This window comes from Thalassoroseus sp., assembly GCF_984380535.1.
On record NZ_CFHRBF010000005.1, the window covers coordinates 321,053 to 341,949 of the forward strand.

20 protein-coding genes are annotated in these 20,897 nt (G+C 55.1%); 9 read left to right on the forward strand and 11 right to left on the reverse strand.

Annotation, left to right across the window (positions count from 1 at the left end; translation table 11 throughout):
• Positions 1-56: 56 nt before the first annotated feature.
• The 4 genes from AC5DDB_RS08935 (at position 57) to cls (ending at position 4,601) form a co-directional block, all read left to right on the forward strand.
• Complete coding sequence (locus AC5DDB_RS08935) at positions 57-1,385, forward strand: MFS transporter (RefSeq protein WP_491739365.1); 1,329 nt, start codon at positions 57-59, stop codon at positions 1,383-1,385.
• A gap of 114 nt (positions 1,386-1,499) precedes the next feature.
• Complete coding sequence (locus AC5DDB_RS08940) at positions 1,500-2,414, forward strand: DUF6807 domain-containing protein (protein WP_491739366.1); 915 nt, start codon at positions 1,500-1,502, stop codon at positions 2,412-2,414.
• 93 nt (positions 2,415-2,507) lie between these two features.
• The gene (locus AC5DDB_RS08945; RefSeq protein WP_491739367.1) at positions 2,508-3,077 is read left to right on the forward strand and encodes an REP-associated tyrosine transposase; all 570 of its coding nucleotides are present in this window, start codon (positions 2,508-2,510) and stop codon (positions 3,075-3,077) included.
• 72 nt (positions 3,078-3,149) lie between these two features.
• The gene (gene cls / locus AC5DDB_RS08950) at positions 3,150-4,601 is read left to right on the forward strand and encodes a cardiolipin synthase (RefSeq protein WP_491739368.1); all 1,452 of its coding nucleotides are present in this window, start codon (positions 3,150-3,152) and stop codon (positions 4,599-4,601) included.
• Positions 4,602-4,610: 9 nt separating this feature from the next.
• Here cls and AC5DDB_RS08955 read toward each other — a convergent pair whose 3' ends face one another.
• Positions 4,611-5,465, reverse strand: coding sequence for a SirB1 family protein (locus AC5DDB_RS08955; RefSeq protein WP_491739369.1), 855 nt, complete (start codon positions 5,463-5,465; stop codon positions 4,611-4,613).
• A 610-nt stretch (positions 5,466-6,075) separates the two neighbouring features.
• Between AC5DDB_RS08955 and AC5DDB_RS08960 the strand changes: the two genes are divergently transcribed.
• The 4 genes from AC5DDB_RS08960 (at position 6,076) to AC5DDB_RS08975 (ending at position 9,445) form a co-directional block, all read left to right on the forward strand.
• Complete coding sequence (locus AC5DDB_RS08960) at positions 6,076-7,710, forward strand: HEAT repeat domain-containing protein (protein WP_491739370.1); 1,635 nt, start codon at positions 6,076-6,078, stop codon at positions 7,708-7,710.
• Between the two features lie 11 nt (positions 7,711-7,721).
• On the forward strand, positions 7,722-8,120 hold the full coding sequence (locus AC5DDB_RS08965) for a hypothetical protein (protein WP_491739371.1): 399 nt from the start codon (positions 7,722-7,724) through the stop codon (positions 8,118-8,120).
• Positions 8,121-8,253: 133 nt separating this feature from the next.
• Positions 8,254-8,835: an anthranilate synthase component II gene (locus AC5DDB_RS08970; protein ID WP_491739372.1), complete on the forward strand. Its 582-nt coding sequence runs from the start codon at positions 8,254-8,256 to the stop codon at positions 8,833-8,835.
• Between the two features lie 19 nt (positions 8,836-8,854).
• Complete coding sequence (locus AC5DDB_RS08975) at positions 8,855-9,445, forward strand: hypothetical protein (protein ID WP_491739373.1); 591 nt, start codon at positions 8,855-8,857, stop codon at positions 9,443-9,445.
• A gap of 47 nt (positions 9,446-9,492) precedes the next feature.
• Here AC5DDB_RS08975 and AC5DDB_RS08980 read toward each other — a convergent pair whose 3' ends face one another.
• From AC5DDB_RS08980 to glgC, 6 genes are all read right to left on the reverse strand, one after another.
• Positions 9,493-9,645, reverse strand: a complete 153-nt coding sequence (locus tag AC5DDB_RS08980; RefSeq protein WP_491739374.1) for a hypothetical protein — start codon at positions 9,643-9,645, stop codon at positions 9,493-9,495.
• 145 nt (positions 9,646-9,790) lie between these two features.
• Entirely contained in the window at positions 9,791-11,839 is a 2,049-nt protein-coding gene (locus tag AC5DDB_RS08985) for a POT family MFS transporter (RefSeq protein ID WP_491739375.1), read from the reverse strand.
• Between the two features lie 83 nt (positions 11,840-11,922).
• Complete coding sequence (locus AC5DDB_RS08990; RefSeq protein WP_491739376.1) at positions 11,923-13,491, reverse strand: glycine betaine ABC transporter substrate-binding protein; 1,569 nt, start codon at positions 13,489-13,491, stop codon at positions 11,923-11,925.
• An 8-nt stretch (positions 13,492-13,499) separates the two neighbouring features.
• Positions 13,500-14,234: an ATP-binding cassette domain-containing protein gene (locus AC5DDB_RS08995; protein WP_491739377.1), complete on the reverse strand. Its 735-nt coding sequence runs from the start codon at positions 14,232-14,234 to the stop codon at positions 13,500-13,502.
• Positions 14,235-14,413: 179 nt separating this feature from the next.
• Positions 14,414-15,679 (reverse strand): serine--tRNA ligase, encoded by a 1,266-nt coding sequence (gene serS / locus AC5DDB_RS09000; protein ID WP_491739378.1) that lies wholly within the window; start codon positions 15,677-15,679, stop codon positions 14,414-14,416.
• Between the two features lie 121 nt (positions 15,680-15,800).
• Positions 15,801-17,027, reverse strand: coding sequence for a glucose-1-phosphate adenylyltransferase (glgC, locus tag AC5DDB_RS09005; protein WP_491739379.1), 1,227 nt, complete (start codon positions 17,025-17,027; stop codon positions 15,801-15,803).
• Between the two features lie 238 nt (positions 17,028-17,265).
• Here glgC and AC5DDB_RS09010 point away from each other — a divergent pair, with 238 nt between their 5' ends.
• On the forward strand, positions 17,266-17,859 hold the full coding sequence (locus tag AC5DDB_RS09010) for a hypothetical protein (RefSeq protein WP_491739380.1): 594 nt from the start codon (positions 17,266-17,268) through the stop codon (positions 17,857-17,859).
• Between the two features lie 57 nt (positions 17,860-17,916).
• Here AC5DDB_RS09010 and AC5DDB_RS09015 read toward each other — a convergent pair whose 3' ends face one another.
• The 4 genes from AC5DDB_RS09015 to AC5DDB_RS09030 form a co-directional block, all read right to left on the reverse strand.
• Positions 17,917-18,222, reverse strand: a complete 306-nt coding sequence (locus AC5DDB_RS09015; protein ID WP_491739381.1) for a hypothetical protein — start codon at positions 18,220-18,222, stop codon at positions 17,917-17,919.
• Positions 18,223-18,252: 30 nt separating this feature from the next.
• Positions 18,253-18,666: a HEAT repeat domain-containing protein gene (locus AC5DDB_RS09020; protein WP_491739382.1), complete on the reverse strand. Its 414-nt coding sequence runs from the start codon at positions 18,664-18,666 to the stop codon at positions 18,253-18,255.
• 28 nt (positions 18,667-18,694) lie between these two features.
• Complete coding sequence (locus tag AC5DDB_RS09025; protein ID WP_491739383.1) at positions 18,695-19,228, reverse strand: YfcE family phosphodiesterase; 534 nt, start codon at positions 19,226-19,228, stop codon at positions 18,695-18,697.
• A 117-nt stretch (positions 19,229-19,345) separates the two neighbouring features.
• A complete protein-coding gene (locus AC5DDB_RS09030; protein ID WP_491739384.1) occupies positions 19,346-20,737 on the reverse strand; it encodes a hypothetical protein in 1,392 nt (463 codons plus the stop codon).
• Positions 20,738-20,897 lie beyond the last annotated feature (160 nt).

A 20,897-nucleotide genomic window follows, 5' to 3' on the forward strand; every position in this document is an offset into this window, starting at 1 on the left:
GGCGAAAATTCCGGCGCGTTCCCGCCTTGTCTTCCCGCCTGAAAGTTGGTTATTCCGTGACTTTGCAATCGACGGAAACCGTCTCGCCGAATTCGCTGTCCGTGTCCTCATCCCCGAGTGTTTCGCAACCTGTCTCCCTGGAACCAGTCCCGACATCCGCACCGTTTTATTACGGGTGGGTGATGCTCGGCGTGGCGATGGTCACGGCGTTCGCGAGTTCACCCGGGCAAACGTTCGGGATTTCCGTCTACAACGAACCGATCCGTACCAGCCTTGGACTGTCTCACAGTCAATTGGCAATGGCCTACATGCTGGGTACGATTTTGGGCGCGATGCCTTTGACGTATGTCGGGATGTTCATGGACCGACATGGTTTGCGTCGCACGTTGCTTGTCATCCTCACCGTGTTACTCACCGCATGTGTGACGTTGGCGATGGCAGGGAACTGGTTTGCACTCTTGCTCGCATTTGCGATGTTGCGACTTGTCGGTCCCGGTGCGATGGCGTTCCTCAGTGGCAATACGTTGCCATTCTGGTTTGAACGTCGACTCGGACTCGTCGAAGGTATCCGCACATTGTCCATTGCTTCCGCGATGGCAATCATGCCGAGAGTCAATTCCTGGTTGATCGACGCTTGCGGGTGGCGGACGGCCTATCTGATTCAAGGTGGCGTGATCTTCGGTGTGTTGTTTCCCGCGTTCTTTTTGATCGTACGGAACCGGCCGGAAGACATTGGTCAACAAATCGACAACGGCAAAGGTCTGCCCGATTCGCATCCGCATGCCCGTCGGATTGTTTCGGACCTCACGCTCTCCGAAGCGGTTCGCACACCTGCGTTCTGGGTGGTGTCGTCGGGTGTGGGAATGTTTTCGATGATTCTGACGGCCATCGTCTTTCACTTCATTCCGATTCTGCAAGACCGTGGACTGACTGTCGACGACTACGAACTGACGATGTCGTTCTTCGCGATTTTCTGGGCGACCTTCCAATTCAGCGGTGGCACATTGTCCGACTTCTTACCGGCACGCTGGTTGTGTGCGGCGGGGTTGGGTGGTCTGGCGTTGTCCTCAGTCTTGCTGATCAACGTGAACAGCACGGCGATGTGTGTGGCCGTCGGGATTCTGCTCGGTGCATCGCAGGGAACATTCTTTGGCAGCACGCATCCGCTGTGGGCTCGGTATTTCGGTCGACGACACCTCGGGCGAATTCGCGGTGTGGTCACGACCGGCACAGTGGCGAGTTCTAGTTTAGGTCCGTTCATTGCCGGCGGTGCTCGCGATTTGTTGGGCTCATTCGACCCGGCCTTGTGGTTGTTCGCCGTTTTGCCGATTCCGCTCGTCATCGCCGCGAACTGGGTGAAGCCCCCAGCGGATCGGAATGGATAAACGGTCCAGACTCGACGTGTGAGTTTTCGTCGATACGATGGAAAGCCAGAATCCACCCGTCGATCGGCAATTCTTCGGGTGGTGAACAACACTTTCCAACCGAGGGGATCGAGGATGAGTTTTCTACGTGCGTGCTGTCTGTCCGCGATGTTGCTGGGCGGATCATCGTTGCTGGCGGCCGACGCGGTTCAACTGACCAAAGGCGACGGCAAAACCATCGACGTGACTGTCGGCGGCAAGCCATTCGCAACATTCAATTACGGTTCGGATCTGCCGAAGCCGTTCTTCTCGCCGGTTCGCGGACCGGACGGTACCGTGTTGACTCGGGAGATCGTTGAACCGGGCGAAAAAGGCCCCGATCACCCGCACCACAAAGGCATTTGGGTTGCAGTCGATGAAGTCAATAAAGTGAAGTTCTGGAAGGAAGACGGGCAAATCAAAAATGTGTCCGTCAAGATCGACAAAGCCAAAGGCGATCCCGCGGTGATGACCGTGACGAACCACTGGCTCAACCAAGCGGGCAAACCGGTCGTGACCGAGAAATCGACCGTTCGCATCTTCTCGAATTATGTCGTCGAGTATGCAATCACGTTTGTCGCCGAGCACGGCCCGGTGTCTTTCGAGGACACCAAAGAAGGTTTGTTCGGGTTCCGCATGGTGGATTCGATGCGAGAAAACGAAGGCGGCCATGTGGTGACCTCCGAAGGCGTGAAAGGGACGAAAGACGCCTGGGGCAAACCCGCGAAGTGGATCGATTACTACGGCGAAGTCGAAGGGGAAACCTACGGTGTGACGATTTTCGATCACCCGAAGAACTTCCGCCCCTCGCGGTATCATGTGCGAAACTACGGACTGTTCTCGATCAACCCGTTCGGCGAAAAAGCCTACGCAGGACAGGAAGTTCCCCCGACGGAACTCGAAAAAGGAGCTTCACTGATGCTCCGTTACGCCATGTACATCCACGCCGGAGACACAAAGTCCGCCAAAGTTGCAGACACCTACGAAAACTGGCTCAAAACTACCTGGTAAGGGCAGACCAAACCGCTGGGTGCCACTGGCTTTGCCAGTGGTTTCCGGCTGGCGGCCAGATAAAATTTTCGAAGCGTATTCTCAGGACTGGCCATGTCCCACCGGAAGACAATTCGACATTATCACGAGCCGGGACATTGGCATGAATTCACGTTCTCAACTTATCAGCGAAAGCCACTTCTGACCAACGACGATTGGTGTCGGATGTTAGCTCGTTCGTTGGATGCGGCGAACGAAGAATTTCAGTTTCGACTTGTGGCGTTTGTCTTTATGCCGGAACACGTACATCTTCTGACGTATCCACTTCGTCAAAACCCGGAGTTTGGAAAGTACCTCGCTCGAATCAAACAACCTTTCTCAAAACAAGTTAAGGCCATTTTGCACACGCAGCGTTCCGGACTTCTCAAACGATTGACGGTACGTGAGCGTCCCGGTCAGTCGTGTTTCCGCTTTAGGCAAGAGGGAGCTAGTTACGATCGTAATTTGTTTTCCAGTGAAGCGATCTTGCATTCGATCGACTACATTCACGAGAATCCTGCACGTCGGGGGCTCTGCCAACGGGCGATTGAGTGGAAGTGGTCCTCGGCTCAAGATTACCTGAGTGAGACGACAGATTCCGACCGACCGTTGATCCACGGCCCTCCACCAGGTTTCTTCGATTGACCACGCATCGGCACTGGCAAAGCCAGTGGCACCCTAGGTTTTGTTTCATCAGGTCGCGTTAATGGGAATCTCATGGATTGGCTACTGAGTTGGCATTGGACGGCACTCGCGACAGCCATCGGGTTTCTCATGCAGTTGTGCCTGCTACCGATGCTGTTGCTAAATAAGAAGAAACATCCCGAGTCCACTGTGGCTTGGCTCATGTTACTGGTGACGGTGCCGATTGTCGGCGGCCTGCTGTTTATTGTGTTCGGCATTAACCGGGTCGAACGCAAAGCAGCCCGGCGAGCGGTTGCCAGTCGAGCCATCACCCGCAACCTTCCGGAACTCACCCAGTATCAGCTCATCCCCAGCGACAGCTTCACGGTTCACCAACAGCGACTCATGCGTTTAGCCACGCGGGTCGCAGAGACGGTTCCGACAAAGAACAACAAGGTCGAAATCGTCGCCGACACAAATCGGACGTTCGGGCTGATTGAACAAGCCATCCGTGACGCGAAGCAATCGATTCACCTCGAATACTATATTTGGCAACCCGATTCCACGGGGTTGAAGCTCCGGGACTGGCTCGTGGAACGGGCGCGGTCCGGCGTGGAAGTGCGGGTGTTGGTCGACGGAATCGGCTCGTGGGCCATGCGGCGAAATCACCGGTTTGTTCAACCCATGAAAGACGCGGGCATTCAGTTCGCGACGTTTCTCACGGGACAACACTGGCGAAACCGACTGCTGATCAACTTGCGGTCGCACCGTAAGATTGTCGTGGTCGACGGAAAAACCGGATTCACCGGAGGCATGAACATCGGTGATGAATACCTGGGATTGGATCCCAAGCTGGGTTACTGGCGGGACACGCACATGCGGATTCAAGGCCCCTCGGTCCTGCAATTGCAGCAGGTCTTCGCAGAGGATTGGTACCACGCGACTGGCGAAGAATTGACCGAGCCACGTTACTACCCGACTCCCGTGGAAGTCGGACATACAGCGGCCCAAGTGCTGGCAGGTGAACCGGCCGGTGAAGCGGAAGTCTTTCATCAGTTGATGTTTACAGCGATCAACGAGGCGGAACATCGACTGACCTTGGTGACTTCCTACTTCGTTCCGACACCAGCGCTGGCGATGGCGTTGGAGTCGGCGGCGTATCGGGGAGTTAAAGTGCGATTGCTGTTGTGTGCCCAAAGCGCTCACATGGCGACCGTGTACGCCGCTCAGTCGTATTACGATTCGCTACTGCGAGCGGGCGTCGAAATCTACGAATACGAGAAAGGATTACTGCATTCGAAAACGCTGACAATTGACGGTCATTGGAGTCTTGTCGGTTCGCCGAATTTCGATGCACGTAGTCTGCTGCTGAACTTCGAGATCGGTCTGGCGTTTTACGACACTCGGGTGGCTCAGCAACTCGAGGAAGATTTCGAACGCGATCTGCACGATGCCCGGAAACTCGAATACGAAGAATGGGTGCAACGTGCGAAATGGCGGGTTCTCCGCGAAAACGTCTGTCGTCTCTTTACGCCGGTTCTGTAGAACGCGTCGTCAATTCCACTGGGCATGGCTGGAGTGAGCCATCTCGAGATGCTCACGCAGCACGACGCGTTCGTCGGCAGGGCAGTTTCGCAGGCAATTGGTCAGAAGTTTGATGGCGGTGAGTGTTCGCTTGGCGTGCACGGAGAGAATGCCCATGTCACGACGTTCCTGGTACGACCCAGGTTTGAGTGACATCAAACGATGTTGCACCTTCCAAGCGGCCGACCAGTTCTCGTGTTTGGCATGAACGACTTTCAAGTTGTTCAACATCCGGACGAGAATCATCCGCGGCCCGGCAGGTTCGAGAAACGGCAGAATCTGCGTATCCGTCATTTCCGTGAGTTCCGACAACCACGCAATGCATTCCGTTTCCGTCAAGATCCGGCCCGGTGTAAAGGCATCGACAAACAACGGTCCTTCACTGGTTTCGCATCGCGAGAGAAAATGCTGCGGAGCCGATACCCCACTCAACGGCAAGCCCGCCCGCTCGGCGACACCTAAATAAATCAGTGACAAACTCAGCGGAATTCCATGACCGGTCGCGATGATCCGATGAAGATAACTCGCGTCCGCATCGTCAAAAGCCGCGTCGGTTCCCGTCAATTTCTGTCGTTGACCCAACTCCTCACATAACGCTTCAAGAGCTTCACGTTCGAAGATGCTTGTCGCGAATTGCTCACGCAGGGTGTTTGCGCGCAGGTCGAACCACCGCAGCGTTTCCTCGAATTGCAAATCCGGATACGCATCCCGCGCCACTTCCAAGGCGGCCACCGTCAGATCCACATCCGCACGCCGGGCCAACAATTTGGAAAACTCCGTGTCATGACGGTAATCCGGTTCAGAAAGATCAAGTGGCTGAGACATAACCCACAAGTATAACAGACCAACAGGAGAGATCGATCGCAACATTCGACGCCAGTTGGCGCGCTAAAGAGATCTACCAATTTCAAGTCACAGTTCTGCAGAAGCGAGCGTTTTCTCAAATTCTAAGAGAACGCGTACTGTAAAGGGCCGATTTCTCCAGAAATTCTTGCTAAGCCGATCGTAAAGGTCGCAATGCCTCTATGTGGTGCGTTTGGGAATTTGACTGAAAGTCACCGATAAACTCATTGCAATCGGGACGAAAACACGCGGCGTGACACATGCTTTTTTCAGAAGTGATAAATCGCATCGCAGCTTTCGGCGTGTGATGTCGATGACCGGCAGTTGCAAGCCTGATTGGCAGCTGTTGGTAGCACGTCATCCTACAAGAGGGTTCAAGGAAACCCATACCTTTCATTGTGTGACCGATCACAAAAAACGGAGGTTCGGACTCCATCGAGGGATAACCGTTGACGAAAACATTCGGCCCAAGCGGGTGTCATCGTCTCTATTGAATTGCGGCTGAACCATGTTCGGGGTGATGGCATGAACGTGTGGGTTCGGCTTCATTCGTGACGACAGCCCCCGCAGACGTTGAAAAGTGAACTGCTTTATGACACAACCCGTTTCTCTGACAATGCGAGCGTTGGCAACGTCGCGTAGCGACCATGCACTGCCAACATTGCTGAAAGCATTGGAAGTTCCCCACGCCGGTGTGCAGGTCGCTGCCGTGGATGCGATTGTCGAGTACAGTTCCGCACGCGCGCAGATCGAGTTACTCCGACAATTCGGGAATCTGACGCAGGAAGGCCAGGATCGGCTTGTTCTGAATGCCATTCAGCTGACAGGCCCATTGCGAAAGTGTCTCACCACGCGTGGGGATGCTTCCATCGATGTCATAGGCATCCTCGACGCCAGCCCCAGCGGAAATTTGCTGCCATTGGTGGCCCAGTGTCTGTGCGAGTTTCCCGAGTTCGTCGACGACCGCATGGTGGCGACATTCCGTGGCCTTGTCGATCGTGTGTACGATCAACTGCGGACACGATCGACCGATCCGCGTCACGCCCAGGCGAAGCAAACCCGTGATGCCAGTCTGATGACGCTCAATATCTCCGGCCCGAGCTTGACGAAATCGTTGTATCGCGAAGTCATCATCGAAGCGATTCTGATCTTAGGGCAACCGAACGATGAAGCCATCCGAGCGGTTCTTAGCCGCAATGGGAGTGAAATCCGCCAGCACGTCTTCGAAGTCCTGCAGACCAGCACCCATCCGGGCATCATGGAATTGACCCTGCAGTTCTTGAGCACCGCCCGTCCGCCACTGAAGGCTTTGGAGATTCTCAGTGAACGGTCCGATCTGGAGTTTATCGCGACAGTCTTGCGTTGGTTGCCGAAGAATCCGACGACAATGCAGGTCCGAAATCTCCAGCAAATCGAAAAGATGTCTTGGCTGCAAAACCCGGACGAAGTGCTTCCGCTGCTCCCGGAATCGTTGCAACCTGCAGTGCTGCGGTTGTTGACGCACGTCGCGGTCGCCGATCAACTCAAAACGCAGGTTCGCGAATGGATGTTACGCAACGGCACATTCGAAGCTCGTGACTTGGTGCTGTCCGGCGGCATGTCGGTTAAGGGGGAGTCGGTCCGGGAGATTGTGACCGATGCTCTCAACTCCAATCAACCCGAGTCCCAAGCATGGGCACTGACGCAGGTCCGACAACAACGCCTGCCCGATGCTCTCGAACGATTGGTCAACGGGTTAGACAGCACGGAAGACGTCGTGCGAGATGCCGCCCGTGGAGAACTGTCCGATTTCGGGTTGGAGCGGGTCTTGGCTTCTTACGACCGGTTCGACGAAGACTCCGCCGAACAAGCGGGGAAGTTGGTTCTCAAGATCGACCCCACCGCTACGGAACAGTTGGCGAAGGAGTTTTATCACCCGATCCGTCAGCGTCGACTTAGAGCGATCACCGGGTCGGTATCGTTGGGTTTGCATTGGCATGTGCTGCCTACGCTTCTGGAATTGCTTGACGACGAAGACGAGCAAATCCGGCGTGCCGTCGTGGAGACATTGACCGTGATGCCGGTTCAGCCGGTGATTGACCGACTGCAACAACAGCGAAACGACCCGAACATTCGAGTTCGCGAGGCGGTGGAATCGGCCTTGGTGAACCTGGCGGAATTAATCGCCGACCAAAACGTGGACGAACCGAATCCCTCGGTCTCCACAATCGCTTCCGCAGAAGTTTGAGGGCCACCCCGATGAATATTCCAGTCTCGACGTTCGCCTCGATCTCCGAGTTGGCCAATGCATTCACGCGTTGGAGTCGCCACTCGGCATCATTTGGGAACTTTCTGTTCTTCGCCGGGCTTTTGGTCGTCATTGTGGGCATATGGGTCGGCTTATACTGGTGGGATCGCTATCGCATCGCCCAGACAACCGCCAGCGACACACCCTACGACCTATTCGAACAACTCTGCAAAGTCCATCGACTGAACGGCTCTGAGCAGAAACTGTTGGCTCAAGTGGCCCATGATACGTGTGCCAACCAACCGGCTTTGGTCTTCGTCGATCTGCGGTATCTGCAGTCACAACGCGAAGGCGGGAACACGGAACAACTCCGCGACCTCATCCGCAAACTTTTCGGACCGGCCGCCTAAAGCCGTTGACGATTGACCGTCGCGGGTTCTGTCTCCTGGAAGTCGAAAACGAACCCCTGGTCAGGAATTGTGTCGAGTGATACGATGACTGCACGTCGTCTCGATCCCGTTCGCAACTCCGACTAATACGCCGATGATCTTCGTTCTCGACAACTACGATTCATTCACTTGGAACCTCGTTCAGCGTCTGGGCGAAATGGACTCATCGCTTGAGATCCGCGTCGCTCGAAACGACCAAACCACGTTGGATGAAATCGCCAGTTGGCAACCTGAACGTGTCATCATTTCCCCCGGTCCCGGCACGCCGAACGATTCCGGTTTGTCGCGGGAGATCATCTCGGAATTTGGCACGAAGATTCCCGTGCTCGGCGTGTGTTTAGGGCATCAGTGCATCGCGGACGTGTTCGGCGGACAAGTCGTCCGAGCCGAGCGGTTGATGCATGGGAAAGTCTCCCAGGTGCATCACAACGATTCCGGTTTATTCGCCGGTCTAGAGAACCCGTTCACCGCCACGCGATATCACAGCCTGATTGTACCGGCGGAATCACTCTCCGGCGATTTCGAACTCACCGCCTGGACCGCCGACGAAGACCACCCCCGCGAAGTGATGGGCCTGCGACACAAGAAACACCCCATCCACGGCGTCCAATTCCACCCGGAAAGTTTCCTCACCCTCGAAGGCGTGAAACTCCTGCAGAACTTCCTCGAAATGTGAGGGAAAGGTTTTCGCCAAAGTGAGATGCTATTGGCTCGTCCCCAAAGATAATCGCCGGAACAATTGGATTTTGTACGATGGTGGCAGAAAAGGGATTGCTGTCCGTGAACAATACCGCGACCTGTGTTGTTCACAATGTGGGAAACTCGATGAAGGGCGAGCGATTGCCCGAGGACTGGACGAAGACCTGCGGCTGAAGACAACATTTGATATCAATACGACGGACGATGGTTTCGTGTACTTCAAATGTGATATTTGGCACCAACTTGTGACACTCGGTGTCCATGGCGTTTCCACAATACCCATACCAGGCGATCGCGAACATCTTCTTGTCGTACCCGACCCGCGACTTGAAATCGATGTGGATGTCGCGCGGTCAGGCACACAGTTTCATCGACAGTGTCCTCAATGTGGTCGCTTTAGGGAAACAACATTCTTCCCAATGTTGGAATCGATAGCTCTACCAAGTGATCCTCTACAGATCGGGGTACCGTCGCTCAGACAAGAAAATATACGTGGCCGCGTTTTTTGGCTCATCGCCACTGAGACAGTGGTTGGTCACTTAAAGGACTTGCGGGCGAAAGGACTTGAGTACCTCGAAGTCCAGTAAAGCATCTATTAGTTTCAGCCAAAACAATGCACGCTGGTCGATTGCGTTCACGTTTCCTCGTTCGTCAACGCGTGGTCTTCGGGCGGAGCAGGGTGGTCAGGTGATTCATCGTCTGGGATTTGCGTTTGGTCTTTGTAGAAGTACGCGATCGGCACGGCTGGGTGGCATGCCCACGGCTTTGCGTGGGCATGATGAGACATTCGAACGTCGTTGGCCCATGCCCACCCCAAGCTGTGGGCATGCCACCCTATTCGTTATACAAATGCAAAATCGTATGCGATGCACCGCACTTCCGAACGGATTCTTGGTGCGTCCTGACGCACCCTACGGACGACGCGACTCAGCTTACGTTTCCTCGTTCGTCAACGCGTGATCTTCGGGCGGAGCAGGGTGGTCGGGTGATTCATCGTCCGGGATTTGCGTTTGGTCTTTGTAGAAATACGCGATCGGCACAAACAACACAGCGGCTCCGAACATGACGTACGTCCAGAACCAAAAGTAACTGGCACCTTCGAGCGTGACTTGCCCGCCGACCGTGAACGATTCGCTGATTTTCGTTTTCGGAATCTCCCCGCGAGCTTCCTCGACTTCTTTGCGACCGACATCCCCTTTGAGTTCGATAATTCGCTTCTCACGCCAAGAGAGCGGCTTGTCTTCCGATGCGGACGTTTTCTTATTGACACGACTGACTTTCGCTTCGAGAACTTCGTCCCAAGGCGTCTCGAAAGTTCCGTCGGCACCAGCGGAGACAATCCGATAACGATCGCGGGTCACGCGGTGAAATTGCAATGCGTTCCCGGTTGCGTCTTGAAGACCCGTTAGTAATTCGGCACCCGCTTGATCGTCCGGCAACTGCATGTCGGAGTCGTTCTCTGCCGACGCGAAGAAATGCTCGTCAATTCGCTGTTTCGCTTCCTTCAGCACATCGGCATTCTGCGGGGACACATCCGTTAGGTTGCCATACTGGTCGTAGGTCAAACGGAAGTCGTCTTCGGTATCGAACTTGCGATCGTAACCGGCGACCAACACATCATGCGTTTTGCTTTTCTCTTCGGCGTCCGTTGCTTCTTCGACCGGTAGAGCTTTGACGACCCATCGATCGTTATAAGTTTTCTCTTGATCCTCGATACTTAAACCACTCGCATCACTGATAAACTGGTTGATGCCGGGGACTTGAATGAAGTGGTTGACCGCCGCCGTCACATAGTTCCCCAACGAGACCGACAACAGCCAAATTGACATCACCACCGATTTCATCGACTTCGGAGCCTGCGAGTAGGAAAACTCCAAACCGGTAATTGAAACCATCACCTCGGCGGCCGTCAGAATGACGTAAGACAGAATCTGCCAAGCAATCGACGGACGAGAGCCGGTATCGATCCATTCCTGAATCAGGGACGACAATGCGAACGATGCAGCCGCCAGGAACAAACCGATCGAAATTTTTCGCAGTGGAGTCAGCGTGAAGACTTTGTTGATCGCCGGGTATAGACCGAATTGGAAAATGGGAATCAACAGCATCACCAGAATCGGATTGACGGCTCCAATTTGCGACTCCAACCACAACATGCCGAGCCATTGGCGATCCATATTCTGAGCCTGCAACACCCAAGCCGATCCGGTTTGGTCAAACAACGCCCAAAACGCGGAGATCGAAAAGTACACCAACAGCAGTTTGCCGATGGTGAAGAGCCCCGTGCGGCTGAAGACGTCTTCCAGAAACCTGACACCTGCGGGCGGCATGTGCACGAACGTCGTGCGACCCATCCAGAATGCCAGCGTGGCGATTCCCATCAGAATCCCCGGCACACCAAACGCAACGTGCGGACCGTACCATTCCAACAACCACGGCGTGAGGAAGTACGAAAACATCGAGCCGAAGTTAATCGAAAAGTAGAACCACTGATAAACCTTGGGCATCAAGTGTTGGTTCTTGCTGCCGAACTGGTCGCCCACGTGAGCTGACACACACGGTTTGATCCCGCCGGAACCGAGTGCGATCAGAAATAGCCCGATCCACATCCAGGTTTCCGGGGCCAATTGGGCGGCTCCCATCATGGCGAGCGACAAGTGCCCGATGCAGTACAACACCGACACCCAAATGATGATCCGATATTTCCCCGTCAGCGTGTCGGAGATGAGTGCACCGAAGATCGGGAACAGATACACCCAGGAACTGAAGGTGTGGTAATGCTCGGTCGCTTCCGCCTCACTCATGGCAGGTTGAATCTGGTCCGACATCAGATGGAGATAGTCGGCCATGAAGACGGTCAGAATCGCCCGCATCCCGTAGTAACTAAACCGCTCCGCCGCTTCGTTGCCGACGATGTAGGGCACGCCCGGCGGCATGGTTTCGATCGGTTCGGGAGTTTCTCGGTATTTCGATTCCGCCATGAGAGGTCTTTCCAGGAGGTCGTTTCATCGATGAACGCGATTTCGTAAAGTACGAACTCAACGGACCACTGACAACTGACCGATCACGATTCCGGTTTGGCCTTCAACCCCGGCGACACCAGAAACCGTTCGGCGATGTCGAAGAGAAACTGCACGAAGAGTGCCATCACGGCGGCCGCAATTGCACCTTCGGAGACGAGTGACCAATCCAATCGCCGAATGCCGGTGAAGATGGGTGCCCCGTAGCCGCCGGCAGCGATCAGTCCGCCGAGTGTCGCCGTACCGACGTTGATCGTGGCAGCCGTCTTGATGCCCGCCATGATCGACCGTGTTGCGAGTGGCAGTTCGACTCGCCACAATCTCGCCGATGATGGTAATCCCAATGCCTCGGCGGACTCGTGGATTTGTCGCGGGATTTCCGCCAGCCCTGCGTAAGTGTTGCGTACGATCGGCAACAAACTGTAGAGGAACAGCCCCACAATCACCGGTCGCGGACCGATGCCGAGATAGGGAATCATGATGAGAAACAGCACCAGCGAGGGAATCGTTTGTAGAATGCCCGTTACGCCGAGAACGACCTGACCAAGCACCCGAGACTTCGCCGCGAACACACCCAGCGGAACCGCAACTAACACAGCCGCGAACACCGAGATGCCAACCAGTTGCAAGTGTTCCCAGGTTCGTTTCGTCAGTCGAGCGGTTCGCGATTCCCGACGGATGGTTTTCTGGATATTGAACGATTCTTGCAGATAATCCGCCGCCACAATTGGTTCGGGAACTTTGTCGAGTTTGGCACGGGCGTTGAGCGGGATGATTGTTTCGTTGTCGATCTGCCCGACCAATTGCAACATCGCCTCGACCGCTTCCGGCGCGCGGACGCTGAGGTCGTCGCGATATAGAATCATCGCATTGTAATTCGGGAAGAAGTTGCGACCGCTTTCGAGTTCGTCGCTCAGAATTTTCAGATCCAGGCGTTTGATGTCGGGGTCGGTCGAATACAGATCGATCACATCGACGGTGCCACTCTCCAGACCTGCGTAAGCAAAACTATGATCGACACCGTCCACGTTTTTGTGAGGCAGACGGAACGCTTTCTTCAAGGCCGGCCAACCATCGTTACGATCGAGAAACTCATTGCTGAATGCAAATTCGAGATCGGGGTACTTTCTCAAGTCGCCGATGTTGGTCACTTGGTCCCAGTCGGCTTGGGAGATCCCCGTCGGCGCGATTTTACGCACGCCAATCGCATAGGTATTGTTCAAACCGAACGGCTCGCTCATTTCGATTTGAAACTCCGACTTCAGCAGCTTGCGGAGTTGGTCTTCGTTTTTGATATTGCGACTGGCGAAGAGTTCTTTTTGGATCGTACCGGTGTATTCGGGGTACGCATCGATTTCGCCCGCTCGCAACGATTCCCACAGCGTCTGCGACCCGCCCATGCCTCGCTCGTGAATGGTGTTGGCACCGGTTGATTCCATCAACTGCGTCATCATTTCCCCGAGGATGACGTTCTCGGGAAAGACCTTCGAACCCACGACGATGCTGGCAGATTCGTCGCCCTCACCAGAATCCGGATCGGTTCCCGGTCCGCAACCGACTCCGCAGACGAGCAGCGTGAGAGAGAGTACGAATCGACCGACGAAATGATTCATGAGCGATCCTATGTGGCGTGAATGCTGCGTTGAGCTTGCACGAATTTCTCGACGAACGGGTCGGCTGGTTTCTCCCAGAGTTCCGCAACGGTTCCCCGTTGCACGACGCGGCCGTCCCGCATCAGCACGACCGAGTCGGCAAAGTACGCCGCCTCTGCCAAATCGTGGGTGACGATCACGACGGTCTTATGCAGCGAATTGAAAATCTCGCGAAGTTCGGTTTGCAGGTCGGCTCGAATGATCGGGTCGAGAGCCCCAAGCGGTTCGTCGAGGAACAGTACATCGGGGTCGAGCATCAACGCCCGCATCAGTCCGACACGTTGACGTTGTCCGCCGGAAATTTGAGCCGGATAACGATTCAGCGACTCTTTCTGAAGATGCGTCAGCTGCCGGAGTTCTTCGAGTCGCTCGCTGATTCGCTTGGGCTCCCACTTCAAATGGCGCGCCATCAGCGTGACGTTCTCCGCAGCAGTCAGGTGCGGAAACAATCCGCCATCCTGAATGACATAACCCATCCGCTGCCGGAGTTCGAGCACGTTCTCGGGAGTGAGTTTCGTGTTGTCGAACAACACTTCGCCACTGTCGGCTCGGATGAGTCCCATCATCAACCGCAACGTGGTCGATTTCCCACACCCACTTGGCCCGATGAGCACCAAATTCTCCGCCGCGTCGATGGAGAGATCCAGCGGATGCAGCACCGTCTCGCCGCGATAAATTTTGCTAACGCCTCGCAATTCGAGCATGAAGCAACAAATTTCGTTTTGATCGAAAAACTAATAAACTACGAGACCTGAGATCATGTGTGGCATGCCCACGGCTTTGCGTGGGCATGGTCGAGTTGGTATGCGGAATCATGGCCACTCCGAGCCGTGGCCATGCCACCCTTGTCTCTCATTGTGAACCTTTTTCAACTCTGAGGGAATCAACCGATCTTGTCTTTACCGACCCAGGGCCGCAGCACTTCGGGGATGACGATGCTGCCGTCGGCTTGCTGATTGTTTTCAAGGACGGCAATCAACGCCCGACTAATCGCGACCGCGGTACCGTTGAGCGTGTGCACGAACTGCGTGCCTTTCTGCTCGGGCACACGGGTACGAATGCCGAGACGACGGGCTTGGTAATCGGTGCAGTTCGACGCACTGGTGACTTCGCCGTACGCATCACGACCGGGCATCCAGGCTTCCAAATCGTACTTGCGATACGCCGCTCCGCCGAGATCGCCCGTGGCCGTGTCAATCACCTGATACGGAAGTTTGAGCGCCTGGAAGATCGCTTCTTCGATCTCCACCACTTCCTCGTGGAAGGCATCGGAGGCGGCGTTGTCCGGGGCGGTGAAGCCGAACATCTCGACCTTCGTGAATTGATGCACCCGGTAAATCCCGCGACTCGCCCGGCCATGGGCACCCGCTTCGGTGCGGAAACAGTGTGAAACACCCGCGTACTTGAGCGGCAACTTGTCGTAATCGACAATCTCATCCCGCAACGAACCGCCGAGTGTGATTTCCGCCGTCGCGACCAAACTGAGATCGGTATTTTCGATGGAGTAAATCTGCGTTTCATCACCGCGTGGCGTATAACCAGTGCCGAACAGCACATCGTTCTTGGCCAAGTCGGGCGTGGAGTGCAACACGAAACCGCGTTGGTAGAGCGTCGTGAGGGCATACTGCACGAGCGCCATTTCCAGCAGCACGGCTTCGTTCTTGAGGAAATAGAATCCCGCACCCGCCACTCGCGTGCCGGCTTCGAAGTCGATCAAGTCATGCTTTTCCGCCAACTCCACATGATCGAGCGGTTTGAAATCAAACGCCGGTTTCTCTCCCCAAGTCCGTACGACTCTCGCATCGTCTTCGCCACCGATCGGGGCGTCGGGATGGGTCATGTTCGGAATGCGACTCTGTTCGGCGAACAGTTCGGCTTCGATTTCCTTGAGTTTCGCTTCGGCTTCGCTGATCTCCTCGCGGAGTTGCTTGCCTTCGGCGATGAACTTCGGCTTGTCTTCCGCCGACGCTTTGGGAATTTTGCCGGAGACTTCTTTCTGGTCCTTCCGCTTTTGGTCAACGAGTTGAATTGACTCGCTGCGTTGCCCACGCAGAGCCAGAACTTTTTCCAAGTCCACTTTCACACCTCGCCGTTCGCAGTTCTCCCGCACGGCGTCGGCATTATCACAGATATATTGCAGATCAAGCATTGGTTTTGTCAGTTGTTTGTTGTGGGTTGTCAGTTGTTTTCGCTCGAAACTGTAGGGTGCGTCGTGAAGCACCTGGTTTTCACGTGTTTCGAAATTGGTGCGTCGCGACGCACCCTACGAGTTACTCCAAACGCGTTCCGAGCGGGATCACGGTGACTCCGCCTTCGGAGATGGTGAAGCCGCGGGACTTGTCGAGTTCGGGATCATAGCCGATTTCCATGCCGGCGGGGATGTGGACGTTCTTGTCGATGATGGCTTTTCGCACTTTCGCGTGACGACCGATATCGACGCCTTCGAACAAAATCGAATCTTCCACGTGTGCCCAGCTATTCACACGGACGCCCGGCGAGAGCATCGATCGTTCCACTTTGCCCCCGGACAGAATACATCCCAGACCGACCACACTATCGAGAGCCGTCCCGACGCGAGGTTCGGCTACGTTGGCATCGTTGAACACAAACTTCGGTGGTGGCAGCGGCGGGTGATAGGTGCGAATTTCCCACGTTGGATCATAAAGATTTAACTGCGGATCGACGTGCACCAAATCCATGTTGGCTTCGTAATACGCATCGAGTGTGCCGACATCTCGCCAGTAACACCGCTCGCCCGTGTTCTTGTCGCGAAACGGATACGCCCGCACTTTCCGCGTGCCGATCATGTTGGGAATGATGTTGTGCCCGAAGTCGTGCCGACTACCAGCGACGGTAGCGTCTTGACATAACTGCTCGAACAGAAAATCCGTCTTGAACACGTACACGCCCATCGACGCCAGACAGTGTTCGGGATCACCCGGAATGCACTCCGGCTCGGCGGGTTTCTCGTCGAAGGACAGTACGTTGTGATCGGGGTCGATGTGCATAATGCCGAAATCCGAACCCTCGTGCAGCGGGACCGGAATGCATGCGACGGTTGCATCGGCACCGGAGTCGATGTGGTCGCGAATGAGTTCGGCGTAGTCCATCTTGTAGATATGGTCGCCGGAGAGAATCAGCGTGTATTCGGCTCCGATTTTTTCGATGGTGTAGATGTTCTGGTAGACGGCATCAGCGGTGCCTTGATACCAGTTTTCATCGAGCCGTTGTTGTGGCGGGAGGACATCGATGAACTCGTTCAACTCGCGACAGAGAAACCGCCAACCGAGATTGATATGCCGATCGAGACTGGCGGCTTTGTACTGCGTGAGCACCAACATCCGCCGCAAACCGCTATTGATGCAGTTGGACAGCGTAAAGTCGATGATTCGATAACCGCTGCCAAACGGGACGGCCGGTTTTGCCCGATCCCGGGTCAGCGGTTCCAGCCGACTCCCTTTGCCACCCGCGAGCACTAAAGCCAACACATTATGCATGATGCGTCCATTCGCGTCATTTCCTTTGAATTACCCACCATGTTGTAGCAGTTGAGCCGTCTTACCGACAACCGAACACGAATGGATGATGATGCGACAAGCCTTCGGTTTTACAGTTTTGCTGTTAGACATTTGTCAATGTGTCGTGTAGGCTGTTCGGCATTCTAGTGTTTCGTCGTGCCATGCCGGCACGCGAACGTTACTTCCTATTTTTGGTCGAGAATCAGGGAACAGACGAATGAGCGGGCATTCTAGAAATTGGATTGCAATCTGCGGATTCACAATGGGGCTTTGGGCGTTGAGTTCCCCGGTCGAAGCTGGCGAGATCGACGATCTCAAGCAGAAAATCGAACTCTTGGAGGCCAAGTTGGAACTGGCCGAGAGAACCATCGAACTGTTAGAAAAGGAAAACGAGACACTCCGCAAAGAAGCGGGAAACCGAAGCGGGAAAGATGATGACGGTATGGACGATGATAGCCGTACTCGTCAGACAGACCAGTTTCATACCGGCGTCGTGTGGGCCGGCCTGGCTACTGTCAGTAAGGACAAGAAAACGCCTTGGGCGATCTCGATTGCCACACGTGATGGCAAGAAATTCACCGGGGCGATTGCCTTTAAGGGGAAGGACAATGAAAAGGTCGAACTTCCGGTTTCCGGAACAGCGCCAGTGAGCGGTGACGGGCTTGTCATTATCGAGACGCCGGTCATCGGGCGAGGCAAAATTTATGCCCGGGGTAATCTCCGAAACGGTGTGATCGCACTCGCTTATTCCCTGACCGATCAGTTCGGGAAGAAACATTTCGGAGCCGCCACCCTCGAATCAAAGAAATAGCGAAATCTCTCGACCGTTTCAGCCGAGTCGCCTGGGCCGGGTCCTAGCAACTCGGCCCTAGAAATTCGCAGCCCTGGCAACCCAGTTCCCTAAGGAACCGGCGAACAATAAGAACACGAGAAACATGCCGTATTGAACGGCCAAGTCAATTTGCATCCGTGATAGCCACCAACTCAGAGCACACCAAATCGCTGCGATGCCGATCGATGGAACGATCAGGATCAGGAGCCCAAACTGAATCTGCTCGAAACTCGCACCGTCGTACTGGTCGTTCATCGTCATAGCCATGACGAACACCGACAGTGACATCAAGAGAAAGAGTTCTACGATCAACTTCGAGTTAAGGAATCCTGAATTCTGCATTCTCAGTCGAGCATCCTGTGTATGTTCAACTCATTCGGTTTCGCGAGTGATACCAAGTTTCGCCAATGCCATGAGCGCTGCACTCTCCAAGCCGTCTGGATGATCCTGGTGTCGTTCCGGCAAGGCTTGCAGGTGAGGGATGGCACGTGGGTCTCTCAATTCACCAAGAGCCAGAATGGCATCATATGCCACGCGATGATCGGGATCTCCAACCTTTGACACAATCGTCTCGAAGAAGTCCGGATCTCGCGATTTGCCGAGGATCCAAACCGCACGATAGCGAACTTGGGGATTAGGATGATTCGCGAGCGGCTGGACTTCGCGAATTGCATCACGTCCCAACCAAACCAATCGCTGTTCGGCTTTCCCACCCACCCGGTCAGACGGATGGCCCAGCTTCTTGATGAGACGAGAGATGTACCACTCACGAATTGTTTTGAGCATGGCCGTGTCTTCTCACCTCATGATCAGCCTACACCTTGCTTCTCATATCGTCCACGATATCCACCCGCGAATCCATCTCCGGCAGGGCGACCAAGCGGGCGTCGAGGGGGGCAGTGTCGAGGATCGCGACGGTCGGTTTGCGATAGAACCAGCCGCTAGTTTCGCCGGGATTGATGACCAACCGACGTTCGGTGCGTTCGATTTGAGCGCGGTGTGAGTGGGCGTGGATGACGACATCCGCGTCGGCGACCAAACCGCGGAGCGAATCGATCGTATGTCCGATCAGAATGCGAATGCCGTCGGGAGTTCGCAACCCGACCGGACCGTTGGCGACTTCGCCGATGATCTTCATTCCGCCCTTGATGCCGATGATGTTACCGTCGTTGTCGCCCAGCACCGCGAGCACACGACAATACAGATTCCGCAGCGAGGGAATCACGATCGGCGAACAGAAGTCGCCCGCGAAGATGACCAATTCGCATTTCTCAGCGTTGAACACATTGACTGCATGCCGGACGTTGTCGACGTGATCGTGCGTGTCCGCAAAAATTCCAATTCTCATCGTGCTTTATAATGTCGTCTATGTCGCATGCCGACCGCTTTGGGTTAGGCATGCTTGGAGTTGCAACAGTGTTTTTCATGCCCATGCAAAGCCATGGACATGCCACCTCAAGTCAAATCACTTGTCGGAGACGTCTAGCAATTCCTGCATCGCGGTTCGCAGGACGTCTTCCACTTCCGGAGCAACGCGGCTGGCGCGTTGGCTGGATTCGTAACCGCCTTCTTCGTAGTGAATCGATCGGCAAATGTAACCAGGTGCGTAATCCGCATAGGCGGCCATGGCGACGAACAAGTCCGGCCGCATTTTTTGCGCTTCGAGTTGGTATTCGACAACCAACTCACCTGGCATATGCAAGACGCGAGCATCGCCGAGTGTGAGACAACCGATCTCGACACCGACACCTTTCTGACATCGCTTGAGCCATACGAGACTGCGAGCGGCAGCCACGCGTGCGTCGGCGTTTTGTTCGTCGTCTTCGAGTATCGCGAGCAGCGTCTTTTCATCGAGATGTTTCGCCGGCGGCAGTTGCACGGTGGTGGACTTCCAATTCAGATCTTCGACGACGATCGGGCGGCGATTTTCGTGACTGTCTTCCCAGGCGAGTCGCATGCCTTCGGCGAGTCGTCGGGCGAGGATGAGGCGATTCTCCGGCGATCCGTCGTTGTATTTGCCCGCACCAATGTTGCCGCCCGCACCGTTGAAGTGGATATGCAACGGCCCGGTTTTTTCGGCAGTTTGCAGTGCTTCGTTACGCATCATCCGAGCCATGCCAGGAAAGTCCGGGTTGGCTTTGCCGGTGCGGTAATAACTTTGCGGATGGGTCGCATAGTACGACACGACCGCGACGGGTTGTTCGTTCTGGAAGAAACTGATCACGCGACACAGCGGATCGATCGTTCCCTCCGGTTCGGCTCGCAATTTCGGATCAAGCGTGGCGGTGTACCGAACCGCGCGGACTTTGCCATTCTCGTCGAGGATGCGACGGTTCGAAGCGACCTTCTGCACTTCACCGGAACCCAGCCCGATGTGCGTGACCGGTACGGCATTTTTGATGGCGTGTTTCACCGCATCACTGGCTTGGCTGAGGATTTCACGACCGAAGTTGTTATCGAATCGGTACCCGTCCAAACCGTGTTTCGCGACCAGATCGGCAGTTTCAAAATCGCAAATGGGGGCATCGTGTTGGTGGAGTGTATGGACGGAAACACGACCGGGCGAAGTACCTGCGGCTTTCGCAAGTTCCGTTCGCCATTCATCATGACCACCGTTACCGATGCCGATCCAATCGAGTGCACACAGGACGATTGGTTGATCATTCCCGAGCAGCACGATACCACAGCAAGTCAGCGGAAGTTGCACGGAATCGCAGGGGTCGTATGCCAACGGACTGCCGATTGGCGGGGAGGCATCGACGGTAAAAGTTCCGACCCGCAACGATGCCGCTTCAGTGATTCCGATAGTTGAAAACAACGCACAACATAATGCAATCAGGAACTGGCTCAACGGCATTCGTTTGTCTCCTCAAGACAGCCCGTCGTTGACGTGTGCCACGGCTGTCTCAGCCGTGCTTCTTAGAGAACCGAGACAACACGGCTCACAGAGCCATGACACACCAAGTCGTGATTCATACGGACGATTTTAGAACGACACGACCATTCCGTCTAATAAC

Excerpts from the sequence above, each read along its gene's own strand:
- AC5DDB_RS08965 (WP_491739371.1), top strand. The coding sequence starts at position 7,722 with ATGAATATTCCAGTCTCGACGTTCGCCTCGATCTCCGAGTTGGCCAAT.
- cls (WP_491739368.1), top strand. The coding sequence starts at position 3,150 with ATGGATTGGCTACTGAGTTGGCATTGGACGGCACTCGCGACAGCCATC.
- AC5DDB_RS08940 (WP_491739366.1), top strand. The coding sequence starts at position 1,500 with ATGAGTTTTCTACGTGCGTGCTGTCTGTCCGCGATGTTGCTGGGCGGA.
- AC5DDB_RS08945 (WP_491739367.1), top strand. The coding sequence starts at position 2,508 with ATGTCCCACCGGAAGACAATTCGACATTATCACGAGCCGGGACATTGG.
- AC5DDB_RS08960 (WP_491739370.1), top strand. The coding sequence starts at position 6,076 with ATGACACAACCCGTTTCTCTGACAATGCGAGCGTTGGCAACGTCGCGT.
- AC5DDB_RS09015 (WP_491739381.1), bottom strand. The coding sequence starts at position 18,222 with ATGCAGAATTCAGGATTCCTTAACTCGAAGTTGATCGTAGAACTCTTT.
- serS (WP_491739378.1), bottom strand. The coding sequence starts at position 15,679 with ATGCTTGATCTGCAATATATCTGTGATAATGCCGACGCCGTGCGGGAG.
- AC5DDB_RS09030 (WP_491739384.1), bottom strand. The coding sequence starts at position 20,737 with ATGCCGTTGAGCCAGTTCCTGATTGCATTATGTTGTGCGTTGTTTTCA.
- AC5DDB_RS09020 (WP_491739382.1), bottom strand. The coding sequence starts at position 18,666 with ATGCTCAAAACAATTCGTGAGTGGTACATCTCTCGTCTCATCAAGAAG.
- AC5DDB_RS09025 (WP_491739383.1), bottom strand. The coding sequence starts at position 19,228 with ATGAGAATTGGAATTTTTGCGGACACGCACGATCACGTCGACAACGTC.
- AC5DDB_RS09010 (WP_491739380.1), top strand. The coding sequence starts at position 17,266 with ATGAGCGGGCATTCTAGAAATTGGATTGCAATCTGCGGATTCACAATG.
- glgC (WP_491739379.1), bottom strand. The coding sequence starts at position 17,027 with ATGCATAATGTGTTGGCTTTAGTGCTCGCGGGTGGCAAAGGGAGTCGG.
- AC5DDB_RS08990 (WP_491739376.1), bottom strand. The coding sequence starts at position 13,491 with ATGAATCATTTCGTCGGTCGATTCGTACTCTCTCTCACGCTGCTCGTC.
- AC5DDB_RS08995 (WP_491739377.1), bottom strand. The coding sequence starts at position 14,234 with ATGCTCGAATTGCGAGGCGTTAGCAAAATTTATCGCGGCGAGACGGTG.
- AC5DDB_RS08955 (WP_491739369.1), bottom strand. The coding sequence starts at position 5,465 with ATGTCTCAGCCACTTGATCTTTCTGAACCGGATTACCGTCATGACACG.
- AC5DDB_RS08985 (WP_491739375.1), bottom strand. The coding sequence starts at position 11,839 with ATGGCGGAATCGAAATACCGAGAAACTCCCGAACCGATCGAAACCATG.
- AC5DDB_RS08980 (WP_491739374.1), bottom strand. The coding sequence starts at position 9,645 with ATGTCTCATCATGCCCACGCAAAGCCGTGGGCATGCCACCCAGCCGTG.
- AC5DDB_RS08970 (WP_491739372.1), top strand. The coding sequence starts at position 8,254 with ATGATCTTCGTTCTCGACAACTACGATTCATTCACTTGGAACCTCGTT.